This window comes from Rhizobium leguminosarum, from assembly GCF_002953715.1.
Classification (GTDB): Bacteria; Pseudomonadota; Alphaproteobacteria; order Rhizobiales; family Rhizobiaceae; genus Rhizobium; species Rhizobium leguminosarum_V.
In genome coordinates this window covers 347,473-373,029 of sequence record NZ_CP025013.1, presented here as the reverse complement: position 1 = coordinate 373,029, position 25,557 = coordinate 347,473, and the positions used below count along the sequence as shown (strand labels likewise).

The 25,557-nt window shown below is 61.1% G+C and carries 23 protein-coding genes and 1 pseudogene; 12 read left to right on the top strand and 12 right to left on the bottom strand.

Going from position 1 to position 25,557, the window contains the following annotated elements:
• Positions 1-10: 10 nt before the first annotated feature.
• A complete protein-coding gene (gene alr / locus CUJ84_RS26025; RefSeq protein ID WP_105008576.1) occupies positions 11-1,144 on the bottom strand; it encodes an alanine racemase in 1,134 nt (377 codons plus the stop codon).
• 128 nt (positions 1,145-1,272) lie between these two features.
• Here alr and CUJ84_RS26020 point away from each other — a divergent pair, with 128 nt between their 5' ends.
• The gene (locus CUJ84_RS26020) at positions 1,273-1,737 is read left to right on the top strand and encodes an Lrp/AsnC family transcriptional regulator (RefSeq protein ID WP_003550368.1); all 465 of its coding nucleotides are present in this window, start codon (positions 1,273-1,275) and stop codon (positions 1,735-1,737) included.
• 94 nt (positions 1,738-1,831) lie between these two features.
• On the opposite strand, the gene CUJ84_RS26015 is transcribed toward CUJ84_RS26020, so the two are convergent.
• From CUJ84_RS26015 to CUJ84_RS25975, 9 genes are all read right to left on the bottom strand, one after another.
• Positions 1,832-3,178 (bottom strand): NAD(P)/FAD-dependent oxidoreductase, encoded by a 1,347-nt coding sequence (locus tag CUJ84_RS26015; protein ID WP_105008575.1) that lies wholly within the window; start codon positions 3,176-3,178, stop codon positions 1,832-1,834.
• Position 3,179: 1 nt separating this feature from the next.
• Positions 3,180-4,067, bottom strand: coding sequence for a dihydrodipicolinate synthase family protein (locus CUJ84_RS26010; RefSeq protein ID WP_105008574.1), 888 nt, complete (start codon positions 4,065-4,067; stop codon positions 3,180-3,182).
• 48 nt (positions 4,068-4,115) lie between these two features.
• The gene (locus tag CUJ84_RS26005) at positions 4,116-4,823 is read right to left on the bottom strand and encodes a GntR family transcriptional regulator (protein WP_105008573.1); all 708 of its coding nucleotides are present in this window, start codon (positions 4,821-4,823) and stop codon (positions 4,116-4,118) included.
• Positions 4,824-5,044: 221 nt separating this feature from the next.
• Positions 5,045-6,079 (bottom strand): L-idonate 5-dehydrogenase, encoded by a 1,035-nt coding sequence (locus tag CUJ84_RS26000; protein ID WP_105009172.1) that lies wholly within the window; start codon positions 6,077-6,079, stop codon positions 5,045-5,047.
• Between the two features lie 10 nt (positions 6,080-6,089).
• Complete coding sequence (locus CUJ84_RS25995) at positions 6,090-7,496, bottom strand: TRAP transporter large permease (RefSeq protein WP_024322044.1); 1,407 nt, start codon at positions 7,494-7,496, stop codon at positions 6,090-6,092.
• A 4-nt stretch (positions 7,497-7,500) separates the two neighbouring features.
• Positions 7,501-8,073, bottom strand: coding sequence for a TRAP transporter small permease (locus CUJ84_RS25990; RefSeq protein WP_105008572.1), 573 nt, complete (start codon positions 8,071-8,073; stop codon positions 7,501-7,503).
• Positions 8,074-8,190: 117 nt separating this feature from the next.
• Positions 8,191-9,165 carry a sialic acid TRAP transporter substrate-binding protein SiaP gene (locus CUJ84_RS25985; RefSeq protein WP_105008571.1) on the bottom strand — a complete coding sequence of 325 codons (975 nt, stop codon included), beginning with the start codon at positions 9,163-9,165 and terminating at the stop codon, positions 8,191-8,193.
• 23 nt (positions 9,166-9,188) lie between these two features.
• Positions 9,189-9,947, bottom strand: coding sequence for a FadR/GntR family transcriptional regulator (locus CUJ84_RS25980; protein WP_105008570.1), 759 nt, complete (start codon positions 9,945-9,947; stop codon positions 9,189-9,191).
• Between the two features lie 403 nt (positions 9,948-10,350).
• Entirely contained in the window at positions 10,351-11,424 is a 1,074-nt protein-coding gene (locus tag CUJ84_RS25975; protein WP_105008569.1) for a nucleotidyltransferase family protein, read from the bottom strand.
• Between the two features lie 366 nt (positions 11,425-11,790).
• Between CUJ84_RS25975 and CUJ84_RS39395 the strand changes: the two are divergent.
• Positions 11,791-12,264, top strand: a pseudogene (locus tag CUJ84_RS39395) (transposase).
• A gap of 57 nt (positions 12,265-12,321) precedes the next feature.
• Here CUJ84_RS39395 and CUJ84_RS25965 read toward each other — a convergent pair.
• Positions 12,322-12,642, bottom strand: coding sequence for a hypothetical protein (locus CUJ84_RS25965; RefSeq protein ID WP_105008567.1), 321 nt, complete (start codon positions 12,640-12,642; stop codon positions 12,322-12,324).
• Positions 12,643-12,809: 167 nt separating this feature from the next.
• Positions 12,810-13,514, bottom strand: a complete 705-nt coding sequence (locus CUJ84_RS25960; protein ID WP_105008566.1) for a transcriptional regulator NanR — start codon at positions 13,512-13,514, stop codon at positions 12,810-12,812.
• Positions 13,515-13,692: 178 nt separating this feature from the next.
• Here CUJ84_RS25960 and oiaX point away from each other — a divergent pair, with 178 nt between their 5' ends.
• The 10 genes from oiaX to CUJ84_RS25910 all read left to right on the top strand — a co-directional run bounded on the left by oiaX (position 13,693) and on the right by CUJ84_RS25910 (position 25,557).
• Complete coding sequence (gene oiaX / locus CUJ84_RS25955; RefSeq protein WP_105008565.1) at positions 13,693-14,949, top strand: 3-oxo-isoapionate-4-phosphate decarboxylase OiaX; 1,257 nt, start codon at positions 13,693-13,695, stop codon at positions 14,947-14,949.
• 5 nt (positions 14,950-14,954) lie between these two features.
• A complete protein-coding gene (locus CUJ84_RS25950) occupies positions 14,955-16,292 on the top strand; it encodes a four-carbon acid sugar kinase family protein (protein WP_105009171.1) in 1,338 nt (445 codons plus the stop codon).
• A 120-nt stretch (positions 16,293-16,412) separates the two neighbouring features.
• Positions 16,413-17,240, top strand: a complete 828-nt coding sequence (locus tag CUJ84_RS25945) for a phosphogluconate dehydrogenase C-terminal domain-containing protein (RefSeq protein ID WP_025396970.1) — start codon at positions 16,413-16,415, stop codon at positions 17,238-17,240.
• A gap of 75 nt (positions 17,241-17,315) precedes the next feature.
• Positions 17,316-18,257 carry a D-ribose ABC transporter substrate-binding protein gene (locus CUJ84_RS25940; RefSeq protein WP_105009170.1) on the top strand — a complete coding sequence of 314 codons (942 nt, stop codon included), beginning with the start codon at positions 17,316-17,318 and terminating at the stop codon, positions 18,255-18,257.
• 73 nt (positions 18,258-18,330) lie between these two features.
• Positions 18,331-18,975, top strand: a complete 645-nt coding sequence (locus CUJ84_RS25935) for a DUF2291 family protein (protein ID WP_105008564.1) — start codon at positions 18,331-18,333, stop codon at positions 18,973-18,975.
• On the top strand, positions 18,972-20,522 hold the full coding sequence (locus CUJ84_RS25930; RefSeq protein WP_105008563.1) for a sugar ABC transporter ATP-binding protein: 1,551 nt from the start codon (positions 18,972-18,974) through the stop codon (positions 20,520-20,522). Before CUJ84_RS25935 ends, CUJ84_RS25930 begins: the two co-directional genes overlap by 4 nt.
• Entirely contained in the window at positions 20,519-21,583 is a 1,065-nt protein-coding gene (locus CUJ84_RS25925; protein WP_105008562.1) for an ABC transporter permease, read from the top strand. The genes CUJ84_RS25930 and CUJ84_RS25925 overlap by 4 nt, the downstream gene beginning before the upstream one ends.
• Before the next feature lies 1 nt (position 21,584).
• Complete coding sequence (locus CUJ84_RS25920; RefSeq protein WP_105008561.1) at positions 21,585-22,619, top strand: Gfo/Idh/MocA family protein; 1,035 nt, start codon at positions 21,585-21,587, stop codon at positions 22,617-22,619.
• On the top strand, positions 22,616-24,496 hold the full coding sequence (gene apnL / locus CUJ84_RS25915) for a D-apionate lactonase (RefSeq protein ID WP_105008560.1): 1,881 nt from the start codon (positions 22,616-22,618) through the stop codon (positions 24,494-24,496). The genes CUJ84_RS25920 and apnL overlap by 4 nt, the downstream gene beginning before the upstream one ends.
• A gap of 56 nt (positions 24,497-24,552) precedes the next feature.
• On the top strand, positions 24,553-25,557 hold the full coding sequence (locus tag CUJ84_RS25910) for a dihydroxyacetone kinase subunit DhaK (protein WP_105009169.1): 1,005 nt from the start codon (positions 24,553-24,555) through the stop codon (positions 25,555-25,557).

Sequence of the window (25,557 nt, the reverse complement as noted above, 5' to 3'; positions counted from 1 at the left end):
CCGCCGGCTCTTAGCGATATTGCCTGTCGTAACGATCGCCCAGGCCGGTTAGGATTTCGTAAGAAATGGTGCCGGCGTCGCGGGCAACGTCCTCGAGCGTCTGATGGCGGCCAAGCACTTCGACAAGGCTGCCAAAGGCCAGCGCCCCTTCGGGCAGCGCTGTGATGTCGACGGTCGCACTGTCCATCGACACACGGCCGACGATCGGCAGGCGTGTGCCCTTGAAATAGACGGCGCCGCGGTCGCTCAGGCATCGCGGCAGGCCATCCGCATAGCCGGCGGCAATGGTGGCGAGACGGGTTTCCCGTTGCGTGACATGCGCGCCGCCATAACCGACTTTCGCCCCCGCCGGCACGGTGCGCGTCTGCACGACGGCGACATTGAGGCTGACCACCGGCTCCATAGGGTTCTTCTCGCCGGCGTTCGGAGCGCCGCCATAGAGCGCGATGCCCGGGCGGGCGAGCACGCCGTGATAGGCCTCACCCAGGAAAACGCCGCCGGAATTGGCGAAGGAAATATCGAACCCCGGAAATTTGTCGGCAATGCGGGACATCTCGGCAAACTGCTCGCCGTTCTGCTCACTGTCGATGTCATCGGCCGAAGCCAGATGGCTCATGATGAACAGGATTTCGACATTGGTGCCATCGCGAAGAGCCGCCGCCAGCTCTGCTCGCTCTTCCCTGGGAAAACCGAGCCGCGACATGCCGGTGTCGAATTGCAGGACGGCTGGCAGGCTGCGCTTCAGAACGCGCGCAGCCGCCGACCATTGCCGCCACTGCGCCAGCGAATTGAGAACCGGGACAATGCCCATCTCGGCGCAGGCGATCTCGTTACCCGGCTGCAATCCGTTCAACACGAAAATCTGAGCGTCCTGCGCAAGGGCCGGCCGAAGCCTCACGGCCTCGACAAATTGGGCGACGAAGAAATGCCTGCAACCTTCCCTGTAAAGCGTTCTCGCAACCCGCTCGGCGCCGAGGCCATAGGCGTCGGCCTTGACGACGGCGCCCGCGCGGACCGGCGCCAGCATCGAAACGAGCTTGCGATAGTTACGGCCGATGGCGGCAAGATCGATCGTCAGATAGCCCGTGGCTCCCTGCGTGGTCGTGGCAGTTCGTGTGCGGGAAACCAAAATGTCGCTATCCATGTCCACCCCTTTTTTTGATCTCAGGGAGTTTATGAAATAATGAGCGAAATTGCCTATCATTCAGCAGTCGATTATTGCTTGATTTGCTTATTAGCCGCATAATCGATAAAAATTTGGAACGATCTATCATGCCCGCTCTCGACGCCATCGATCGCAATATCCTGAGGCTACTGCGCCTCGATGCCCGCATGAGCAATGCCAAGCTCGCCGCCGAGATCGGTCTTTCTCCCTCGGCCTGCCTCAGGCGCATCAAGATCATGGAAAAATCAGGCGTGATCCGCGGCTATACGGTGCTGGTCGACACCGGCAATGCGGATGAGATGATCGCCGTGATCATCAACATCACCCTAGAGCGACAAACGGAGGACTATCTCGACCGCCTTGAGGCGGCGGTTCGCCGGCATCCCGAGATCCGGGAATGTTTTCTGATGACGGGCGGTTCCGACTATCTGCTGCGCGTGGAGGTTGCCAATGCGGGCGAGTTCGAGCGGATCCATAAAGAGATCCTGTCGACCTTGCCCGGCGTCCTCAGGATCCATTCCAGCTTCTCGATCCGCAATGTTCTAGCGACGCGCACGAGGGGCAGGCGCTGAACCGCGAACCACCCGCGCATCCATCCACATCGCGCATGGCAAGCCTCGCTGTATCGTCAACTGCGCCGCTGGCGCAGATTGGAGAACCCGCCTATCACTCGGATCCTGCACTCCACTCGCGATAGGCGAGGTGGATCTTTGCTCCGATCGTCGTGAACGGCTGCGGCGGCAATGCCGTCGGGGCAGCCAGGCGCGCGTAGACGCGGCCGAGTTCGGAATCGTGTCCGAGCGCCAGTTCCGCAGCCGCGATCCCTGACGCTGTCGAGTTCGACGCTCCAAGGCCGTTGCAGCCGCATGCCGCGAATACGCCGCGCTCGATCTCACCGAATGCCGGAACATGATTGCGTGTGAGTGCCATCGCGCCGGCCCAGCGGTACTGCAACCCGACGCCACCAAGGGTGGGAAAGCGATTGGAGAACTTGCCGTCGTGGAGGCGGCCGGCTCGCTGGATCGCGGCGTCGCTGACTGCGATGCTAGGATTATAGCTGTAGCGCGAGCGCACCAGGATTCGGTCGCCCGCGCCGGTGCTGATGCGGCGGACAGTTGTTCCCATCGGCAGGGCGGGAGTGGCGGCCCACTTCCGTTCTCCGCCGAGGCGCGAGGGGTCGAACTCCTCGGTGAGGGAGGCATAAGTGAAGACATGGAGCAGACGCCCACGGAAGAAGCCGAAGCTCTCCGCATGTCCGTTGTTTGCCATGATGATCTTTGCCGCCTGCACGGAACCCTGCGGCGTCTTGACGAGCCATCCCGTACCGAGGCGCTCGAACGAGAGGGCTGGCGACCGCTCGTAAAGGGTGACCGGCTCCTTCAGGCAGTCGGCGACCCCGCGAATGTAGGCGGCGGGCTGCACGATGACCGTGCCGGGCATGAACAGACCGGAGGTGTAGACCGGCGATCCCGTCACGGCGTCGATCTCGCTGGCGCTCAGGAGCCGATGATCTTCGCCCATTTTCGAGAGCTGCTGCGCATAGTCCTCGAGGTGCCTGTCGCCTTCCGCGCTGATGGCGACGCTGTATCGACCACAGGGATCAAACACGTCCTTACCCCAACCGTTTTCGGTCGCCATCTCGGTCGCCAGAGCGATGGCCGAGCGCTGTATGAGGACGGACTGCCTGAATTTGGCCTCCGACTCTCCGCTGAAGTCGTCGGACGAGACCTCGTGCGGGAGGTCGATGATGAAGCCCGAGTTCGCGCCCGCCGGCCCCTCGCCGACGATACCCGCTTCGAGGACGGCGACCCGTGCGTTCGGGTCCAGGCGTGAGATACGCCGGGCTGCGGAGAGGCCCGCGAAACCACCGCCGATGATCGTGACATCCGCAATGACCGGTCCGTTCAGCGCGGGCTGTGGCGTACGCGGCGCAAGTGTGGCCACCCAGCCCGAAACGCCTGCGCGTTTCGGAAGCTTGGATGCAATGAAAACGTTTTTTGCGGCCTGGATCACGTTAAATCGCTTCACGCTCCATGAGCGTTTCGAGGGAGCGCCGGATGGCCGGAAGCTTTTCTGGGGCAAGCCCGCGCAGCGGTTTTCGCGGAACGCCGGCGCCGTAGCCCACCAGATCTGCCGCCGCATAGACGGACTGCACGTAATCGCCTTGCCAGATCAGCCCCATCGACGGCTCCAAGATTTTCCACAGCGCGCGAACCTCGTCCCACTTGTGCTTGGCGGCGGCCTCGACGAGGGCGACACAGGTTCTCGGAGCGAAGTTCGCCCCACCCCAGATCAGGCCGTCGCATCCGGCATAGAGCGCGTAGGGAACGAGAGGGTCAGCGCCGTTCATGACGAGACGGCCGGTGCGGATAAGTGCTGCCTGCTTTCCAAGATCGCCGCTGCTATCCTTGACGGCGCAGAAGCCGGGGATTTCGCTCAGCTTGTCGAGAAGTTCGGGCGTGACTGCGACGCCGACCGCTTGGGGAACGTTGTAGCCGATCACCGGCAGACCGGCCTTCGCAACCTCGCTATAGAAATCGACGATGCCTTGGTCGTCCGTCGGCCCTTCGAAGAAGGGCGGAAGAACCATGACACCTTCGGCGCCAGCGTCTCGCGCGCGAGTGGTACGCTCGACGACGTCCTCCACCAGAAGCGCGGAAGTCTGTGCAATCACCTTCGCCCGACCATTGACGATCCGCACTCCGCGTCGGATCAGTTCCTCGGAGTCGTCCTTGGAAAGGTAGACGTGCATGCCGGTGCCAGAGCTGAACAGGAAGCTCCTGACGCCTGCTGCGAGGTAGCGCTCGACATTGTGTTCGAGCCTGCCGTAGTCGATGCGTCCGGCATGGTCGAACGGCGTCGTGATGGCAAGATTTAGGCCTGCAAATTGGAATTCAGACATTCGTTTTGTGTTCCGCGTTACGCTGCCGAAGGGTCGAGCCAAATGGTCCTAGAGGGTCGGCGTCTCCAGACCCTCTGGGGCCGCGTACATGGCCATGTTTCGTCGTGAAAGCTCGAGGTGAAGCCGCGCCAGTTCTCCGGCTGCATCGGGATCGCGCTTCCCGATGGCGTCGATCATCTCGTCATGTTGTTGCGCGGCGAGTTCGAGCTCTTCCTGCATGCGAGGCGTGTTCGGGTGCTTGTAGAAGACCTTGCCGATGCGTGCATGGTCGATCTGCAGTCGACGCAGGCTCGGAACCAGATAGACGTTGTGCGCCATCTCGCCGATCTGGCGGTGGAACTGGTCGTTGTAGAAGACGCGCCCCTCGACGTCGCAATTGTCGACGGCCTTTCGAAATGACTGCTGCATCTGCTTGAGCACGTCGAGCTGCCCGCGAGTTCCATTCTCGGCCGCCAGCTTGTTGGCGGTGATGTAGATCATCGGCGCAAGAAGAAAGAAGTCGCGCAGCGACTGGTAACTCATCGAACTGACACGCGCCGCCCGGTTGGCTTCCAGGTCGATATAACCTTCGCCAGCCATCTGCCGCATCAGCTCGCGAACCGGCGGACGAGACAGTCCAAACTCCTCGCTCAGCGCCACTTCGTCCAACACCGCACCCGGCGGCAGCTCCATCGTCAGGATGCGTCTGCGAAGCGTCAGGCTCAGATTCGTTTTACGATCGGGGTTGCCGATCTCGGAGGCAATGCCATCGTCCATCTCATAATCCTTTTGAAAGACATTATGTAGACATAAGATAAACGTCAAGAACTTCTTGAGATCCGGAATCGAATCCGCTCGCCCAGTCAGCGAGAAAGCAGGTTCGGGTCAGGAAAAGTTGCTGCCGCACGGCGCAGCGAATGCTGCGTCGGCAAGTCGACCGGAGACCTCCGATCACTCATCGGGCCACCGGGCAACAGGTATGAGTTCGGCGACGCGCTCTAAAAGGTCAGTTGCACCTTGCAGGCCGCCGTACGGTCACCGGCGAGAATGAAGGCTGCGGTGGCTTCTTCGAGCGGCAGGCTGTGGCTGATGATCGGCCGCACATCGATCTTGCGGCTGGAGATCAGGTCGACGGCGGTACCGAACTCCTCGTGGAAGCGCTGCGTTCCGTGGAGTTGAAGCTCCTTGCCGACGATGGCGTTGAGAGGGATCGGGACGTCTCCTGTGACGCCGACCTGCACGATCGTTCCGCGTGGCCTGATAGCGGCAATTGCGCCGCGGATTGCCGGAGCGGCGGCCGAGCATTCGAAGACGAGATCGAAATAGCCCTTTCCCGCCTCGTATTCCGCAAGCGCAGGGGCATGCTTGGAAACATCGATCGTGCGGGTGGCGCCCATCGCTTTTGCCCTGTCCAGCGCGGCATCCGCGAGATCGGTCACCACGATCTCGTTAGCCCCATAATAAGCTGCGACGGCAACCGCTAGGGCGCCGATCGGGCCGGCTCCGGTGACCAGCACGCGTTTGCCTGTGATATCCCCTGCGCGCGATGCCGCGTGCAGGCAGACGGATAGCGGCTCGCTGCAGGCCGCTTCTGCAGCAGTTGTCGCAACTCCGACCTCAAAGCACTGCCTGGCCGGCACCACCAGCCATTCCCGGAACATGCCCTGCTCATGCGGCAGGCGCATCGCGCTGCCCATGAAGCGCATTTCCAGGCAGTGGATCGGCATGTTTTTCTCACAATATTCGCAATGCCCGCAGGGTTGGCTGGGATTGACCGCCACCAGCGTCCCAGCCTTCAGATCGACCCCCTCGCCCACTTGGCTGACGGTCCCCGAGGCCTCGTGGCCGGGTATGATCGGCTCGCGCACCCTGACCGGCCCGAAGCCTCCATCCTGGTAGTAATGCAGGTCGGAACCGCAGATACCTGCGGTCGCCATTTTGAGAAGCACCTCGCCGGGACCAGGGGCCGCAACCGTATCGGTCTCGATCCTGAGATCGCCCTTTTGGTAAAGCCGTGCCAGACGTGTCCGCATCGTGTCCATCCTATCTCAACAGTCCAAGCTGCTGCGGCAGCCACAGCGATATCGCCGGGACGAAGGTGATCAGGATCAGCGCCAGGAAGAGCGGCACCAGCCAGGGCAGGATCGCCATGGTCGTGCGTTCGACGGAGAGTTTCGCGACCCTCGACAGCACGAACAGCACCATGCCGAGCGGCGGGTGCAGCAGGCCGATCATCAGGTTCAGCGTCATGATGAGACCGAACTGGACGGGATCGATCCCGAATTTCAGGACGATCGGCAGAAGGATCGGCACGAGGATGGTAATGGCCGCGATCGTGTCCAGGAAGCAGCCGACGAAGAGCATCAGCAGGTTCACGAGGATCAGGAAAACCCATTTATTGTCGGTGATCGACAGGATCGCATCGGACAGCAACTGCGCCGCCTGACTCACCGTCAGCAGCCATGCGAAGACCGATGCCGCGGTGACGATGAAGAGAACGGATGCCGTCGTCTCGATCGTATCGAAACTTGCCTTTGCGAGCGTCGAGGGCGTCATCGTGCGGTAGCGCACCAGACCGAGGAACAGAGACCAGAGGACAGCTGCGACGGCGGCCTCCGTCGGCGTGAACCAGCCCATCGTCATGCCGCCGATCAGGATGACGGGTGTCATCAGCGCCATGACGGCGGAGAAGCGGAAATACCAGTCGAGCGCGAGAAGCAGGGCAAGGGCAATGCCCGCCGCAACATTCATCGATACGCCCGCCTGCATCAGCAGATAGATGGCCAGCGGCACCGCCAGGACGACGACGATTTCCATCCCTGCCGACAGCAGCTGCCTCACATCGAACGGCGCGTCGGAGCCCCAACGCTTCCAATAGGCAAAGGCGGCGACGGTGATCATCATCAGGAGCGTCATGACAATGCCGGGCAGGATGCCCGCCATGAAAAGGGCGCCGATCGAGACGTTCGCCATCATGCCGTAGATCACGAAAGGCAGCGACGGCGGGAAGATCGGGCCGAGCGTTGCCGAAGCCGCCGTCACGCCGACCGCGGCCTCGACCGGATAGCCGTGATCCTTCATCGCCTTGATCTCGATCGTGCCGATACCGGCTGCGTCGGCGAGCGCTGTGCCCGACATGCCGGAGAAGATCACCGAACCGATGATGTTGACTTGCGCGAGACCGCCCTTCATCCAGCCGACGAGAGCAACAGCAAAGGAATAGATGCGTCCGGTGACACCGGCCGAGTTCATCAGGTTGCCCGCGAGGATGAAGAACGGCACGGCGAGCAGCGGGAAGCTTTCGACGCCGGCGATCATGCGCTGGGCGACGATGATGTCGGGCGCGACGCCATAAAGGACGATGTAGAGCACGGATGCGACGGCCATAGAGATGGCAACGGGCACCCCGACCAGCATCAGCACCAGAAACGAGCCAAGAAGCAGCAGCATCAGATCAATCCTCGATGGTCTGGAATTCTTCGGGGCGCTCCAGAACGGAGTAGCCGCGGCGCATGTTGGCGATAAAGACGACGACCGCGCGGATCAACATCAGCACGAAGGCGACGAGAACGGCGTAGAAGACGATGTTGCGCGGCAGGTCGACGGTGACCATCTGCTCGTCCGCCACGATGTCGACGTAGCGCCACATCAGATGGCAGCCATAGGCGAAGAAGCCGATGCGGACGATATCGACGAAAGTGGCGAGCACGCGCGCCAGGCCTGCAGGCATGTAGTGATAGAACACGTCCACCTGGATATGCCGCGACGTGCGCACGCACATGACGGAACCGAGAAAGACGACACCGATCAGACAATTGATCGCGATCTCCTCGGTCCATGCGTAGCTGTCGTTCAGCACATAGCGCGTGAAGAACTGCAGGAAGACGCAACCGGCCATCAGCCAGAAGACGAGCAGCGTGATCCAGTCCTCGATGGCGTAATCTGAGACGTTTGCGGTCGGCGCGTGGCCTTCGAACTCGTGACCGATGTCTTCGGCCGTGATTTGCGTATGAATTTCTTGCGACATGATCGGCCCTGTTCCAGTTCGGAATGAAGGAGCGCGGCGTCTGCAGCAACCAAAGTGTTACAGCGTCCTTGCGCGTCTGAAAGACGCGCGGCGCTGTCAGGCGCCGCGCCGCGGAGTTTACTGGATCGCGCGGATTGCTTCCCAATCGGCTTTCTCGTAGCCGAAATCCTCGAAGTTGACCTTTTCCATCACGGTCTTTTCGAAATCGGCCTTGTCGACCTCGGTGACATTCAGGCCCTTTTCCTTGAAGGTCGCAATGAGGCTATTTTCCTTGCCGGCGATCGTCTTGCTCGTGCGCTCGGCCGCCTCCTGCATGACCTCGCCGAAGATCTTCTTGTCCTCGTCGGAAAGGCTCGCCCACCGCGTCTTCGAGATCACGGTGTTGAGGTGATCGACGATGTGGCCGGTGAGGATGATGTTCTTCTGGACTTCGTAGAACTTCTTCGCCTCGATTGTCGTCAGCGGGTTTTCCTGTGCCTCAACCGTGCCGTTCTGCAAAGCGAGATAGACTTCGGCAAAGGCGATCGGCGTGGTGTTGGCACCGCAGGCGCGCGGCATGGCGAGATAGGCCGGGACGTCAGGCACCCGGATCTTCAAGCCCTGCATATCGGCGCATTTGGCAATCGGCTTGTTTGATGTCGTATGGCGCGTGCCGTAATAGCTGACGGCGGCAATGTGGTTGCCGGTCTTGTCTTCATAGCCTTTGGCAAGACGCTTGAAGACATCGCTCTTGGTGTAGGCGATCAGGTGATCGGGACCGCGGAAGATATAGGGGAAGTAAGTCACGCCGATCGGCTTGTAGTCACGGGCCGCGAAGCTCGATCCCGAAATGATGATGTCGACCGTCCCGAGCTTGAGGCCCTGGTTGATATCGGCTTCCTTGCCGAGCTGAGACGCGGGATAGACCTCGATCTTGTAGCGCCCATCGGTGCGCTTGTTGATCTCTTCTGCGGCCCATACGGAATCCGTGTGGAAGGGCTCCGACGTTTCATAGACATGCGCCCATTTCAGCACTGTCTGGGCCTGCGCGATCGCGCTGCTCGCCATGATCGCGGCTGCAGTGCAAAGTATCGTTGCCAGTCTGCTTTTCATTGCTCTCTCCTCCCGAGCTTGGGTTAAGTCTTGGTCGTTCCTTTCGACGGCCGCTTGTTGCGTCCGCGCTCCTCTTCCCCCGAGAACTCCTCCCCGAAGCTCTCGGAAAACCTCTTCTGCGACATTGTGAGATGGGCGCGCATGGCCGCCTTGGCGCCAGCGGCATCGCCGGCGGCGATCGCGTCGCGAATGGCCCGATGCTCGTTCAGGGCGCTACGCCATGTCGTAGGCCCCTCGAAGTGGCTGGCGAGCCTTGCGAAATAAGGGGTCATGCGCATGTCGAACATCTCGCCCGTCACACGGATCAATGTCGCATTCCCAATGATGGCGGCAATGCCGGTGTGGAAGGCGCGATCGGCATCGAGTACTGCGATTGCATCGTTGACCACACCACCCATGCGCGTCAGAGCTTCATCGAGCAGAGCGATATCGTCCGGTTTGGCGCGACCGGCAGCTTCTTCGGCGATGGCGCATTCGATGAGGGCCCGCGCCTGCAGCAGTTCGAAAGGCCCCTCCACCGGCTCGCGCTCGGCCCCAGTGACGGTCGCAGCATGCTGGCGCACCACATAGATGCCGGATCCCATGCGGATGTTGACGAGGCCCTCGACCTCCAGGACGATCAGCGCCTCGCGGACGGTCGGGCGTGAGACCGACAGTTGCTCCGCGAGGTCGCGCTCAGCCGGCAGCCGCTGGCCGACGGCAAGCTCGCCGCTCGCGATCATCAATCGAATCTGATCCGCAACCTGTCTATAAAGACGGCGTGATTCAACAGGCGAAAACATCGTGGGCCTCCCCGGCGGCTTCTCCTCAAGCCGCGCAGCTGGTCAACTGGCCTGACCAATTAGCACCTGAATAACATTGCTTGAGTTGTGCGTCAATCCGCCGCATAAACTCATAAGGAGAGTAGCCCACTCTACATTTTATGGGCTGCATGAAAGGCAGCGACGGACCTTCGGAGCCTTACGAGGACGACAAATGGTGTCGTTTCTCATGGAGCGGGATTGCATCCACAAAGCGAAGCTGTGTCCCGATCTGGTGAAAAGCAATTCGGCGGGAGGCACAATCGTACGATTTGCGATCCTAGAACCTGGAGTGCGCTATCGGTGGGCGCGGCGAATCATTTCCTTATAGGAATGTAGCCGAAAGCTGTCTTCTGAGAGGGAACTGGGCTGGACACGTGCCCGATCACCTTTTCATAAGGTTTTCCATCACATCGGAGCCGAGAGCCTTTCCGAGCGCTTTCACGCCGCTGTTAGGCAGCCTCAAGAGGCCGTTGCAAAGCCCTTCTCGCCACGAATCTCCGCGATCCCATGCCTCTTCCCAAGCATCCGCCAGCTCGCTGTCGTGACGCGTCTCTACAAGCGCTTCAAAGAGCAAGGATGCCTGCGATAGGTCTTTGTCCGCTTTCACGCGTCCTAGCGTGTCTGTGAGCCTTCTGGACGATACGATCAGCTTGTGGACGGCATACCTCTCTGGAGCCGGGACAAGGACGTTCACGCCTTCGCGGAAGAGAAGCACCGTGCGGACAGGCTCGTAGATCAGGTAATCGAGAAACCGCAGGTTTTCCGCCGCCGCACCGCCGAGAGCGGGCATGGGAGAGGGCTTGCCCGTGTATTCGTCCGATCCCCGGTTTCCGGTCAGGAATTCCACCCGGTAGCCCTTGCTGTTCACGAAGGCGACCACCTTGGTTTTGTCCGCCTGGTGCGGAACCGCTCGGAATTCGGGATCGACCGATTGGAGGATTTCGACGATCGGCGGCAGGCTGTCTTGGACACCCGCCGAGATCGCGAAGTCCTGCGCGAAATCTGCGTCGCCTGTTTGCATTGCCGCCGAGGGCAGCCGGACGCCGAGCATCCCCGCGTAGGTGCTGAATGCCACCGACCCGATCAGGACGGCCCGCAGCCGGAACAATCCGGCGTCGGCTAAGGCTTTTGTGACGTCACCCGCGAATGGATCGGGACCGGGGAGGCCCGCGCGGCGCAGCGTGCTAACCATGCGTCTCCGCTCCCGGATATTGTCTTTGATCTCCTTGTGAGCCTTCACCCGCTCCGTGATCGCCTCGTCGCTCGCGGGGCCGACATAGCTTCGCTTGTCCTTGCCCTCGGGGGTAGGGAGATCGAAATACCAATAGTCGCGATTCTTGACGGTCACGGTCACGAACCATCCCTCCAAGGGGAAGTCCGCCGCGAATTGGGCATCGAGCGTCCGCTGCGCCAACTCCGCGAACATCGTCCGATAACTGATGTCGATCTCTTTCATCCTTGGCATCTCCTTCTCGAGCCCGGCGGCCCTGGTCGGCAAGTTCGGCCATCGCCTCTTTGAGGCGCGCCCGCCTTCTGCGAAGGAAGTCGTCTTCGCTCATCCCCGTTATAAGTCTCTGCCAAGACCTTATAACTCCGCTTGTCGCTGTCAAGTTATAAGTCTCTGCCAAGGCCTTATAACCAGGGCGTGCTCATTTCGGCCGACACGAAACCCCGCAGAGATGAACTGACCCCCGAAAGTTGGACATCCAGCCGCGGCGGTTTTCATGTCCAAGTACAGCCTATCGTTCAAGCAGTTCCTACAAAGGCCAGTCCCGGACGTGTGGCACCAGACCTCCTCCAGCGACAGTTCACCGCCGAGCGCATGAATCAGAAATGGACGACAGATGCCACCGAGTTCAACGTGGCCGGCGAGAAGCTCTACCTACCGCCGGTCATCGACCTCTACAACGGCGAAATCGTCGCCTCGAAACGGCGAGACGACCGATCTTCAAATTGGTCCAGAACATGCCGACAAAGGCTGCATCAGATAGACGACAGTGAGAAGCCGATCCTGCATTCCGATCAGGGATGGCACGATCGGATGCCGGCCGGGAACCGCATGCTCGAAAGCCGCAACATCGCCCAGAGCATGTCACGCAAGGGCCATTGCCTCGACGTTCGCCATCCTCAAATCCGAGTTTTTCAACTCCAGTCGCTTCGACAGCATCGGGAGGTCTGAAAGAGGGGTTGAGGACTATATCCGCTGTGATAACAACGACCGCACACCGGGCTGAAACTCAAAGGGCTGAGCCCGGTACGATACAGGACTCAGCCCTTAAATCCTCCCAGTCTGTAAACCGTCCAACTTTACGGGGTCAGTTCAAAAGCGGGGGTTCTTTGCGGCGGTGGCCGATCAATTATTATGCGCGGCGCAGGCCTCATCCATCGGGGTTGCGTTGCTCGTGCCGCCTTGTGTCTGGAGTTTGGCGGAGTTGTTAACCGGATTCGGGCACTTCGTCTTGTCCATCTTCATCGTGCCGCTGGTGGTGGAATTCGTCGTGGTGGAGTCCGTTGCCATCGGCTTTTTGGCCTTCGTGTCGCTGGCGGCGCCGCCGCCTTGATCCGCCTGATTTTTGTCCATCGTCGCGCCAGCCGGCGCAGGATTCGATTGGGCAAAAGCTGATGTGGCCATGCCGATAGCGAAAAGCGAAGCTGCTACAAGTTTCATACGCATCCTGATGTCCTCCTTGGGATCTTGCGTGATTGCCTATCCACAACCTCGCCGACACACCATTGTTCCCCAGCCATTGCTAATATGTCTTACGCCCCCGAGCCCCAGACGGAGCCGAGAGTTGAACGCGTGAAAAGGAGCCGGGAAACGAGGTGAGGGTCACACGCGAGCTATTTCGCGTAAAGCGCTCGCGACCGCTCGAGATGCTTGAGGAGTGCCGTTTCCGAGCCATCCACGTCGTTTGCGGCCAGGCGGTCGACGATTTCGTCGTGTTCGGCGAGCGTGAATTTTTCCTTGCCGGTCCAGATCAGCATCTCGGTATGATATTCTTTCAGCCAGGCAAGCATCGCTTCGCTGACGGCGACGTAGATGGGGTTGCCTGATATCTGCGCGATGCGGGTGTGAAACTCCATGTCCGCATCGATAAACTCTTCGGCCCGCCCAAGCGACATGCGCTGGCGCTCGATAATGTTCCTGAGATCGGCGATATCGCTTGCAGAGGCGCGCTGCGCGGCCTCGCGTGCCATGCCCCGCTCGAAGAAGATGCGGGCGCTCTTGAGGTATTCCAGCGAGTCCGACGATTGCGACAGCATGATCTTGGCAGTGAGATCGACCTGGCGGAATATCGATTTTGCCGTCAGCCTGAGGACCTTCGCCCGCTCGCCGTGCGAAATGCTGACAAGACCTTTGTTGGCAAGGGACTGCATGGCCTCCCTGATCGCCGGCCGGCCGACGCCGAAGCGTTCCATCAGCACGCGCTCGGAGGGCATTTCGTCGCCGGGCTGAAGCTCACCCGAGGTGATCATTCGCTCAAGTCGATCAAACACTTCGTCAGAGAGTTTCCGGCGGACGATTTGTTCGAGGGGCTGGGTCATCACATCTCGCTGGCTCAAAATGTCTCCTCCTAACAGTTTTCCGGGTCGAGAACAAAGCTGTCGGCGAAAATTTGCGGATCCGAAGATTCTACTTTTCATAAGTTGGAATACTCATTATACCAGATCATGAGTTGACGCCATGGCAATCTGCCGGGCGAGAGGAGCAACCGTCCGTTTCATGATGATTACCCTGACCTACCGTATCGAAACGCCCGGCAGCGTCGAGGCGATGGCGGAAAAGATCGCGAGCGACCAGTCGACCGGCACCTTCGTGCCCGTTCCCGGTGAAACCGAAGAGCTGAAGTCCCGTGTTGCCGCCCGTGTGCTGGCGATCCGCCCACTCGAAGATGCGCGTCATCCGACCTGGCCCGAGGTCGCCCCCGGCACGCTGCTCAATCGCGCCGACGTCGACATTGCCTTTCCGTTGGAGGCGATCGGAACCGATCTCTCCGCACTGATGACCATTGCAATCGGCGGCGTCTATTCCATCAAGGGCATGACCGGCATCCGCATCGTCGACATGACGCTGCCCAACGCCTTCAAAAGCGCCCATCCCGGACCGCAGTTCGGCATCCCTGGAAGCCGCCGCCTCACCGGCGTCGAAGGCCGGCCCATCATCGGAACGATCGTCAAGCCTGCGCTTGGCCTCAGACCGCACGAGACGGCGGAACTCGTCGGCGAGCTGATCTCATCCGGCGTAGACTTCATCAAGGATGACGAAAAACTGATGAGCCCGGCCTATTCGCCGCTCAAGGACCGCGTTGCGGCGATCATGCCGCGCATTCTCGATCACGAGCAGAAGACCGGCAAGAAGGTCATGTATGCCTTCGGTATCTCTCATGCCGACCCCGACGAGATGATGCGCAACCACGACATCGTCGCCAAGGCCGGCGGCAACTGCGCCGTCGTCAATATCAACTCGATCGGTTTCGGCGGCATGAGCTTTCTGCGCAAGCGCTCCAATCTGGTGCTGCACGCGCATCGAAACGGTTGGGACGTGCTGACGCGCGACCCGGGCGCCGGCATGGACTTCAAGGTCTATCAGCAATTCTGGCGGCTGCTCGGGGTCGACCAGTTTCAGATCAACGGTATCAGGGTCAAATATTGGGAACCGGACGACAGTTTCGTCTCGTCCTTCAAGGCCGTCAGCACGCCGCTGTTTAATGCCTCCGATTGCCCGCTTCCGGTTGCCGGCTCGGGTCAGTGGGGAGGACAAGCGCCTGAGACCTACAAGCGGACCGGCCGGACAGTCGATCTTCTCTATCTCTGCGGCGGGGGTATCGTCAGCCACCCCGGCGGCCCGGCGGCCGGCGTTCGGGCCGTGCAGCAGGCCTGGCAGGCCGCGGTCGCGGACATCCCGTTGGAGACCTATGCGAAAGATCATCCGGAGCTCGCCGCTTCGATTGCAAAATTCAGCGACGGCAAGGGCGCGTGACCGCGATGGATGGACCTCTCGTCAGCTATTACGGGGATGACTTCACCGGCTCCACCGATGTCATGGAGGCCTTAGCCTCGAACGGCGTGTCGACCGTGCTCTTCCTCGACGTTCCGACGCCGGAACTGCTTGCGCGCTTTAGGGATTGCCGCGCAATCGGCATTGCCGGGACAAGCCGCAGCGAGACCCCCGCATGGATGCAAGAACACCTTGCGCGCGCTTTCGAGTGGCTGAATTCGCTTGGCGCTGACATCTGCCACTACAAGGTCTGCTCGACCTTCGATTCCAGCCCCGAAATCGGCAATATCGGCAAGGCGATAGAAATCGGCCGCTCGGTGTTTGGGCAATCCGTCGTGCCCGTCATCGTCGGCGCGCCGCAACTGAAGCGCTATACGGCATTCGGCAACCTCTTTGCCACTTACCAGGGCCGGATCTTTCGCATCGACCGCCATCCCGTCATGAGCCGCCATCCGGTCACCCCGATGGACGAGGCGGACCTTGCGGTCCACCTGTCGAAGCAGACCCACCTCCCCGTCTTGGTCGCCGATCTCGTCGCGATCACCGGCGCCGACGCCGATGCGCGGATCGACGAACTGGCGTCGGGTTCCGAGGGGATCCTGCTCATCGATGTCGACTCCGACGCGACGCAGGAGGCCGCGGGCCGACAACTGCTTCGTGTCACCGGCCGTTCGGGAAGCTTCGTCGCCGGCTCTTCGGGGGTCGAATATGCCCTGCTCAGCGCATGGCGGCGGAGCGGCTTCATCGGCGAAAGCAAAGCCGAGTTTCCCGATGTCGGCCCGGTCGACCGCCTTGCCGTCGTGTCGGGCAGCGTATCGCCGACGACCGAGCGCCAGATCCGGACGGCAGTCGAGAACGGCTTCGAGAACATCGCGCTCGATCCGCTGGCACTGGTCTCGGAGCATGGCGAAGGCGCGGTGAGTGCTGCGGTAGAGGCGGGAACCGAGAAGCTCAAGCAAGGCAAGAGCATCATCCTCTACACCGCGCTTGGACCGTCTGCAGACCGCGGCGCCGACATCGACCGGCTTCCGGGCGCTCGTCACCGTCTCGGCAGCGCGCTCGGCACGATCTTGCGCCGCCTGATCGAGAATGAAGGGCTTTCACGTGCGGTCGTCGCCGGCGGCGACACGTCCAGTCACGCCCTCAGGCAGTTGAAGATCGACGCGCTGACGACGCTTCTGCCGCTGCCCCAGACGCCGGGTTCTCCGCTTTGCCTTGCGCATGGCGATTATCAGCCGACCAACGGCCTGCAGATCGCCCTCAAAGGCGGGCAGGTTGGGACCGATGGCTATTTCACGCAGATCCGCGATGGAAGGAAACACTAATGGTTTCCCCGATCCGGCTTGGCGCAGAAAAACGTGTGGATCATATGAATTAAGTGATATGGTGATTGACTCATCATACCAGTATATGATCCTATCCAGAAACGGAAAAGGTGAGGAAACATGACTAAGATTGCCCTCTTCGGCGCAGGCGGAAAAATGGGATACCGGCTTGCCAAAAATCTCAAAGGCTCGCGTTTCGAGGTCCGCCATATCGAGGTGAGCGACGCAGGCAAGGCCCGTTTGAAGAATGATCTCGGGGTCGATTGCGTGCCCGTCGATATCGGGCTCGACGGCGCCGAGGTGGTGATACTTGCCGTGCCGGACACGGCGATCGGCAAGGTTGCGGCAGGCATCGTCGACAAACTCACGTCAGGCACTATGGTGATCGCGCTGGATGCTGCGGCTCCCTTTGCCGGTCATCTGCCGAAGCGTGATGATCTTACCTATTTCGTCACCCATCCCTGCCATCCGCCGATCTTCAATGACGAGACGGACATGCAGGCAAAAAAGGACCACTTCGGCGGCCTCTTCGCCAAGCAGCATATCGTTTCGGCGCTAATGCAGGGTCCCGAAAGCGCCTATGCGCTCGGTGAGGAAATCGCCAAGCTGATCTGGGCCCCGGTCATGCGCTCGCACCGGGTCACGGTCGATCAACTTGCAATGCTCGAACCGGGCTTGTCGGAAACCGTCTGCGCATCGCTGCTCGTTGTCATGCGACAGGCCATGGACGAATGCGTGGCACGTGGTGTGCCTGAACAGGCGGCCCGCGACTTTCTGCTCGGCCATATGAACGTGCTCGGCGCGGTCATCTTCAAGGAAGTCGACGGCGTATTCTCGGATGCCTGCAACAAGGCGATCGAGTTCGGCATCCCGGCGCTGATGCGCGACGACTGGAAAAAAGTATTCGAACCGCAGGAGATCGCCGAAAGCATCCGGCGCATCACCTGAACCGGCTTGGGGAGGTAAGCCCTCCCCTCAACCGCCCCAGGGAGAAGGGGCTTCATGTACAACAGGGAGGAAAATATGAAACTGACGCGCAGACTGACACTTGCAGCTTTTGCCGGCGCACTGGCGCTCGGAACGGCTCTTCCGGCCTTTTCGGCCGATCTCATCGCCATCATCACGCCGGCGCATGACAATCCCTTCTTCAAGGCCGAAGCCGTCGGCGCCGAAGCCAAGGCGAAGGAGCTTGGCTACGAGACGCTGCTCATGACGCATGACGACGACGCCAACAAGCAGTCCGAAATGATCGATACGGCAATCGGGCGCGGCGCTAAGGCGATCATCCTCGACAATGCCGGAGCCGATGCCTCCGTCGCCGCCGTCAAGAAGGCGAAGGATGCAGGCATCCCTTCCTTCCTGATCGACCGCGAAATCAACGCGACCGGCGTTGCCGTCGCCCAGATCGTCTCGAACAACTATCAGGGCGCCCAGCTCGGGGCGCAGGAATTCGTCAAGCTGATGGGCGAGAAGGGCAATTACGTCGAGCTGGTGGGCAAGGAGTCCGACACCAATGCCAGCATCCGCTCGCAAGGCTATCATGATGTCATCGACGACTATCCGGACCTGAAGTCCGTCGCCAAGCAGTCGGCCAACTGGAGCCAGACGGAAGCCTATTCGAAGATGGAAACCATCCTCCAGGCAAATCCCGACATCAAGGGCGTCATTTCAGGCAACGACACCATGGCCATGGGCGCGATCGCAGCGCTGCAGGCGGCCGGCCGCAAGGACGTGATCGTCGTCGGCTTCGATGGCTCCAACGACGTGCGCGACTCCATCAAGTCGGGCGGCATCAAGGCAACGGTCCTGCAGCCCGCTTATGCGCAGGCTCAGTTGGCGGTGGAACAGGCCGACGCCTACATCAAGAACAAGACGACACCAAAGGAAGAGAAGCAGTTGATGGATTGCGTTCTCATCAATGCCGACAATGCCGGCAAACTCGAAACCTTCGCCCTGACGAACTGATCAGCCGCGAATTGCGGAGGGCGCAGCGCTGCGCCCTCCGCAATGCATTTCGCAAGACGTCGAGGTTCACTGTATGTTGAGAATGAAGGGCGCCCTGCTCGCTGCCGTCGTGGCGGCAGCTTTGCCCGGTTGCAAGATCATCAAGACGCCGACGGCTGAGGAAAAAGCTGCGGCAGCGGCCAAGACCGCCTTCGACCCGAATGCAAAGGTCGAAGCGATCTGGCAGTCCGAGGCAGTGCCCTACTTCGAAAAGCGCGCCGGTGACCTCAAAGACGTCATGCAGCTTTCCGCCTCCAGCCCCGACGCCGCCGGCGAGAAATATGGCAATCCCCGCAAGCAGAGCAGCTCGCCATGGACCTATGCGGTGAAGATCACCGGCAAGGTCGTCGCGGCCGATACGGCCTCGCGCGCGGCAACGCTCGATGTCGACGCCGATGGCGACGGCAAGGCCGACGCCAAGGTCCAAATCGGGCCGGCGCTGCGCGGCACGGCCCTGCGCGACACGCTGGATTTCGTCAATTTCAACGAATTCAAGAACCAGATCGAGTGGGCGCAATTCGGCAAGGCCTTCAACGAAAAGGCCAATACAGCCTTTCTGTCGGCCGTCCCGCGCGAAGGTCTGGTCGGCAAGACGGTGACCGCGATCGGCGCCTTTCCGCTGCCGAAAAGCGGTGAGCTTCCGCTCATAACACCTTCGGAACTGAAGGTCGGCTCATGACGGCGGCAGAGGCACAACAGGACGACATCATCCTGCGCCTCGACGAGGTGTCGAAGGTCTATTCGGGTATCGTTGCGGTCAAGCGCGCCAATCTTGAGCTGCGCCGCGGGGCGGTAAACGTCCTCGTCGGCGAAAATGGTGCAGGCAAGTCGACCCTGATGAAGATCATCGCCGGTGTCGAGCGTCCGACGCTCGGCCGCATCATCCTGGATGGCAAGCCCGTATCCTTCGACAGCCCTGCCGACGCGCAGGCGAATGGCATCGGCATGATCTTCCAGGAGCTCAATCTCTTCGCCAACATGTCGGTCGCCGAGAACATCTTCGCCAGGCGTGAGATCACCCGCGGCATCCTCGGCATCGATCACAAGGCACAGGTGCAACAAGCCAATGCGTTTTTGAAGCGTCTCGATGCCGGCATCGAGGCCGATACGATGGTCGAGGATTTGCCGATCGGCCAGCAGCAGCTCGTCGAGATCGCCAAGGCGATGTCGTTGAATGCCCGTATCCTGATCATGGACGAGCCGACGTCGGCGCTTTCGGCGGCCGAAGTCGAGATTCTGTTCAAGGTGATCGCGGAACTGAAGGCCCAGGGTGTGGCGATCGTCTACATCTCGCACCGGCTCGAAGAGCTGATGCGGATCGGCGACTACATCACGGTGCTGCGTGACGGCCAGGTCACCGGCGCGGCGATGGTCCGCGACATCGACACGCGCTGGATCGTGCGCTCCATGATCGGCTCGGATGCCAAGGATTTTGCAAAATCCGTGGACCACGCCGTGGGAGCTGAGGTCTTTCGCGCCGAAAATATCAGCCTGCCGCGGCCGACAGGCGGGCTTTCGGTCAACAATGTCTCCCTGTCGGTCAAGGCAGGCGAAATCCTCGGCATCTACGGTCTGATGGGCGCCGGGCGCAGCGAATTCTTCGAATGCGTGATCGGCCGTCACACACACTCGACCGGCAAGATCTTCATCGACGGCAAGCATGTTCGCGCCCGCGACACCACGCGGCGCATCCGCCGCGGCCTTGCGCTCATTCCGGAAGATCGGCAGCGCGAAGGTCTGGTCCAGGTGCTTTCCATCGCCTCCAACTTGACGCTGGCGAGCCTTGGCCGCTTCACCCGGCTCTTCCATATCGACAGAGGTGCGGAGAAGAACGCCATTCGTGATGCGATCCGCGATCTCTCGATCAAGGCGCCGAACCCGGATTTCGAGGTGACATCGATGTCCGGCGGCAATCAACAGAAGGTCGTCATCGGTAAGGCGTTGATGACCAATCCGAAGGTGCTTCTGATGGACGAGCCGAGCCGCGGCATCGATGTCGGCGCCAAGGCCGATGTCTTCCGCACCATGCGGCGGCTGGCGGCAAACGGGCTCGCTATTCTATTTTCGACTTCAGACCTCGAAGAGGTCATGGCGCTTTCCGATCGCATCGCGGTTTTGAGCAACGGCCAGTTGGTCGCCGTCTTCGACCGGAACGAGGCCACCGAAGAAGCCATCATTGCGGCTTCTGCCAAGGGACACGGACATCAAGGGAAACTCGCGTCATGATCGCGGCTACATCAACCACTCTCGCGCCAAAGGGCGCCAACGGCTCGGCGCTGCTGACGCTGATGAAGCTCAGGACGTTCATCGCGTTATTCGCGGTCATCATCTTCTTCGCGATCTTCGCTCCGAACTTCACCTCGACGGCGAACATGATCCTGATGTCGAAGCATGTGGCGCTCAACGCCTTCCTGGCGATGGGCATGACCTTCGTCATCATCACCGGCGGCATCGATCTCTCGGTCGGATCGATCGTCGGGCTTTGCGGCATGGTCGCCGGCGGCCTGATCCTTTACGGCATCGAATTGCCGATCGGCTACACCATCTTTTTCAACCTCTTCGAGATCGTGCTGATCACCTTGTCGATCGGCCTGCTCATCGGTCTGATCAACGGTCTGCTGATCACCAAGCTCAACGTCGCTCCCTTCATCGCCACGCTCGGCACGCTCTATATCGCCCGCGGTCTCGCCCTGCTGTCGTCGGACGGCCAGACATTTCCGAACCTTGTCGGCCGGCCTGAATACGCAACGACTGGCTTCGATTTCTTCGGCGCGGGGCGCATCCTCGGCCTGCCGGTTTCGATCTGGATTCTGATCGTGCTTGCCCTGCTGGCTGCCTATGTCGCCCGCTCGACACCGATCGGCCGTCATATCTTCGCCGTCGGCGGCAATGAGCGGGCCGCGCGCATGTCGGGTATCCGGGTCGATGTCGTCAAGATCTTCGTCTATATGTTCTCCGGACTGTGCGCCGCTATCGTCGGCGTCGTCATCTCCTCCGAACTGATGGCAGCTCATCCCGCGACCGGCGAAAGCTTCGAACTCAATGCGATCGCCGCAGCCGTGCTCGGCGGCACCTCGATGTCGGGCGGCCGCGGCACGATCGGCGGCACGATCATTGGCGCCTTCGTCATCGGTATCCTCTCCGACGGATTGGTGATGATGGGCGTTTCCTCCTTCTGGCAGATGGTCATCAAGGGCCTCGTCATCATCATTGCCGTCGTCGTCGACCAGGCGCAGCGCCGCCTGCAGCAGCGCGTTACCCTCATGCAGATGGCAAAGGCAGGTTGAGATGACGGAATTGAAAGGGGCTTTGATCGGTTGCGGCTTCTTTGCGGTCAACCAGATGCATGCCTGGAACGACGTTCGGGGTGCCGGCATCGTCGCGATCTGCGATCGCGACCCGGAACGGCTGAAGGTCGTTGGCGATCAGTTCGGCATCGCTCGCCGCTATGGCGATGCCGAGGCGTTGTTCGCCGATGGCGGTTTTGATTTCGTCGATATTGCTACGACCGTCCAAAGCCACCGCACCCTCGTCGAAATGGCGGCTCGAAACAAGGTGCCGGCCATCTGCCAGAAGCCATTCGCCAAGACCTTGTCGGACGCGAAGGCGATGGTCGAGGCGTGTCGCAATGCCGGCATACCCCTTATGGTGCACGAGAACTTTCGCTGGCAGACGCCGATCCAGGCGGTGCGCAACGCGCTGGAGGCGGATGCCATCGGCACGCCCTTCTGGGGCCGCTTCTCCTTCCGCTCAGCCTACGACGTCTTCTCCGGCCAGCCCTATCTGGCCGAGGGCGAGCGGTTCATCATCGAAGACCTCGGCATCCATACGCTCGATATCGCCCGCTATATCCTTGGCGACGTTCGATCGCTCACGGCCCGCACCAAGCGAGTCAATCCCGCCATCAAGGGCGAGGATGTCGCGACCATTCTGCTCGACCATGAAAACGGCGCCACGTCGGTCGTCGACGTCAGCTACGCCACCAAGCTTTCCAGGGAACCGTTTCCCGAGACCTTGATCGAGCTCGACGGTTCGGAGGGCACCATCCGCCTGACCCAGGGCTACGGCCTTCAGGTCACCAACGCCAAGGGCACCACGACCACGGACGTGTCTCCGAGGCTGCTGTCATGGGCCTCGCGGCCCTGGCACAACATCCAGGAGAGCGTCTACGCGATCCAGCAGCATTGGGTCGACCAGTTGGCGCGCGGCGCGGAACACTCGACGTCAGGCGCCGACAATCTGAAAACTTTCGCGCTCGTCGAGGCCGCCTATGACAGTGCGGCCAGGGGACAGGCGATCGATGTCGGAGCGATGCTGCGATGACGGTCGATGCGTTCCAGCTCTACGGCACTCGTCTCGTCGATCCGTCGCCCGTTCGCCTGAGAGCCGGAAAACTGCAAGCCGATCTCACCAACGGCAACCTCCGCACCATCCGCTACGATGGGACCGAGGTGCTGCGAGCGATTTCCTACCTTGTCCGCGACCGGGACTGGGGGACGTACAGCCCTGAAATCACCGAGCTCCGGATCGAGCAGAATGACGATCGTTTCGAGGTCGCCTATCTCGCCCGCTGCGAGGGACCGGACGATACGAGGCTTGTCATCGACGTTCGTATCGCCGGAAGCGCGGACCGGCTCGACTTCGAGGCTGAGGCCATCGCCCCGAGCGGCTTCGAGACCAACCGCTGCGGCTTCTGCATCCTGCATCCGATCGTCGGTTTGGCGGGTTCAGCGGCGACGGTCGAGCATGTCGACGGGGAGATCGTGGCGACACGGTTTCCTGATCTCATCGAGCCCTGGCAGCCGTTCAAGGACATGCGAGCCATCACCCACGCGGTCATGCCTGACGTTCAGGCGGAATGCCGGATGGAGGGCGACACTTTTGAAATGGAAGATCAAAGGAACTGGTCGGACGCATCCTATAAGACATATGTCAGGCCGCTCGCCCTGCCCTGGCCCTACCAGATTGCCGCCAATCAGCCTGTTCGGCAGAAAACGTCGCTTGTTATCAGGGATATCAGCGGTTCGACACGGCATCCTCCTGGGGTGTCAGGCGGCGCCATAAAACTTGAACTCGGTGCGCGCACCGGCACCATGCCGGATATTGGCGTCATCATCACACCCGAAGAAGCCGATGCGACCCTCTCGGCAAAGTCCGTCCTGACGGAGATCGCTCCCCAGGAACTCCTCTTCCATTTCGACCCGGGTGCCGGTCACGGCGTCGACGCGCTCAGGCGGTTCGCTATGCTCGCCGCCGCCTATCGTGGCCGCTCGACGCTGGAGATCGCCCTTGCCTGCAAATCGTCGCCGTCAATCGAGGCGGCCGAGATTGCTCGCCAGATGCAGCTTGCGGAATTCAGGCCCGATGCGATCATGATCTCGCCTTCGGTTGACCGGCAGTCGACGCCGCCCGGCAGCACCTGGCCGGATTGCCCGCCTTTGGATGAGATCTATGCCGCCGCTCGCGCCGCCTTTCCCGGCATTCGCATCGGCGGCGGCATGCTGAGCTATTTCACCGAGCTCAACCGGAAGCGCGTCCCGGAGGGACAGCTCGACTTCGTCAGCCACTGCACCAACCCGATCGTGCATGCGGCCGACGATCTCAGCGTCATGCAGACATTGGAAGCGCTGCCCTTCATCACGCGGTCGGTGCGTGCGATCTACGGCGACAAGCCTTACCGCATCGGTCCATCGACGATCCCGATGCGGCAGAACCCCTATGGCAGCCGCACGATGGACAATCCGTCCGGCGCACGCATACCGATGGCCAACCGCGACCCGCGCCACAATGGACGCTTCGGGCAGGCCTTCGCGCTCGGTTATGCGATACGAGTGCTGGATGCAGATCTGGAGTGCCTGACGCTATCAGCCTTATCAGGTCCGTTCGGTCTGATCGCCGGTCCGGGGGAACCGACCGAACCAGGCGGGCGTCGTCCGCTGTTCGAAACCGTGCGGACACTGTGTCAATTGGCTGGCGCAACCTGGCGGGAATGCGTCTCCTCCTCTCCTGCCGAGGTCCTGTCTTTCGTTGCAACGGATAGTACAGGCGCCAGGCTTTATGTCGGCAATCTGACGAGCGAAGAACGAAAGGTCGATTGCAGCGCATGCGGGCCGACCGGGAAGGACTCAAGCGGGGATCTGCTGCTTGCCCCATTGGCTGTCGCCGTCTTGCCGCTGCAGCGCGACGTGCTGGCGGATTGACCTCCAGCAGTGCAGCTGCATCTATGCGATCGGAACTCGCTCTCGGGAGGATCGATGTGAAGACGAAGAAGCTTATCAATTCCGGCGCAGATGCCGTCGATGAGATGCTGCAGGGTATCCTGGCGGCGCATCCGCGCCATCTCTACGCGGTAGAGGACATGCCCCGCGCGATCATTGCCAGAAACGGGCCGCGCAAGGGAAAGGTCGGGCTGGTCATCGGCGGTGGATCCGGGCACGAACCGACATTTCTGGGGTTTGTCGGCAAAGGGCTCGCAGACGCGGCCGCAATCGGCAATGTGTTCGCGTCGCCGCCGCCCGATCCGATCATCGCCTGCGCCATGGCGGTCGACGGCGGCGCCGGTGTCCTGTTCATGTATGGCAATTATGCCGGCGACGTGATGAACTTCGACATGGCTGCCGAGATGCTGGCGCTTGACGAGATCGAGGTACGTACCGTCCTGACCACGGATGACGTGGCGTCCGCCCCTCCTGATCAGAGGGAAAGACGACGGGGCGTGGCAGGCAACGTCTTCATCTTCAAGGCCGCCGGCGCAGCCTGCGATCTTCTCTACTCGTTTGACGACGTCGAGCGTGTCGCCCGCCATGCCAATGCGCGAACCTATACGATGGGTGTGGCGCTTTCCCCCTGTTCGCTGCCCCAGACCCTCCGGCCAAATTTCCTGATCGGCGAGGGGGAGATGGAGATCGGAATGGGCATCCATGGGGAGCCTGGCGTGGCGCGCGAGCCGCTGAGGCCGGCCGACGCGGTGACCGACGAACTCATGGACAGCATTCTTCGCGAAATGAAAGCAGACCGGGGCGATCGTGTCGCCGTGCTCGTCAATTCGCTGGGTTCGACCCCGATGATGGAACTCTACATCATGATGCGGCGCGTGAAGTCCCGGCTCGACGATGCCGGGCTCATCCTCCATACGTCGCTCGTCGGGAATTACTGCACCTCGCTCGAAATGGCCGGCGCGTCGATCACAATCGTGCATCTTGACGACGAACTTCAGCGATTGATCGACCACCCCTGTGATTGCGCGATGTTTGCGAGGTAA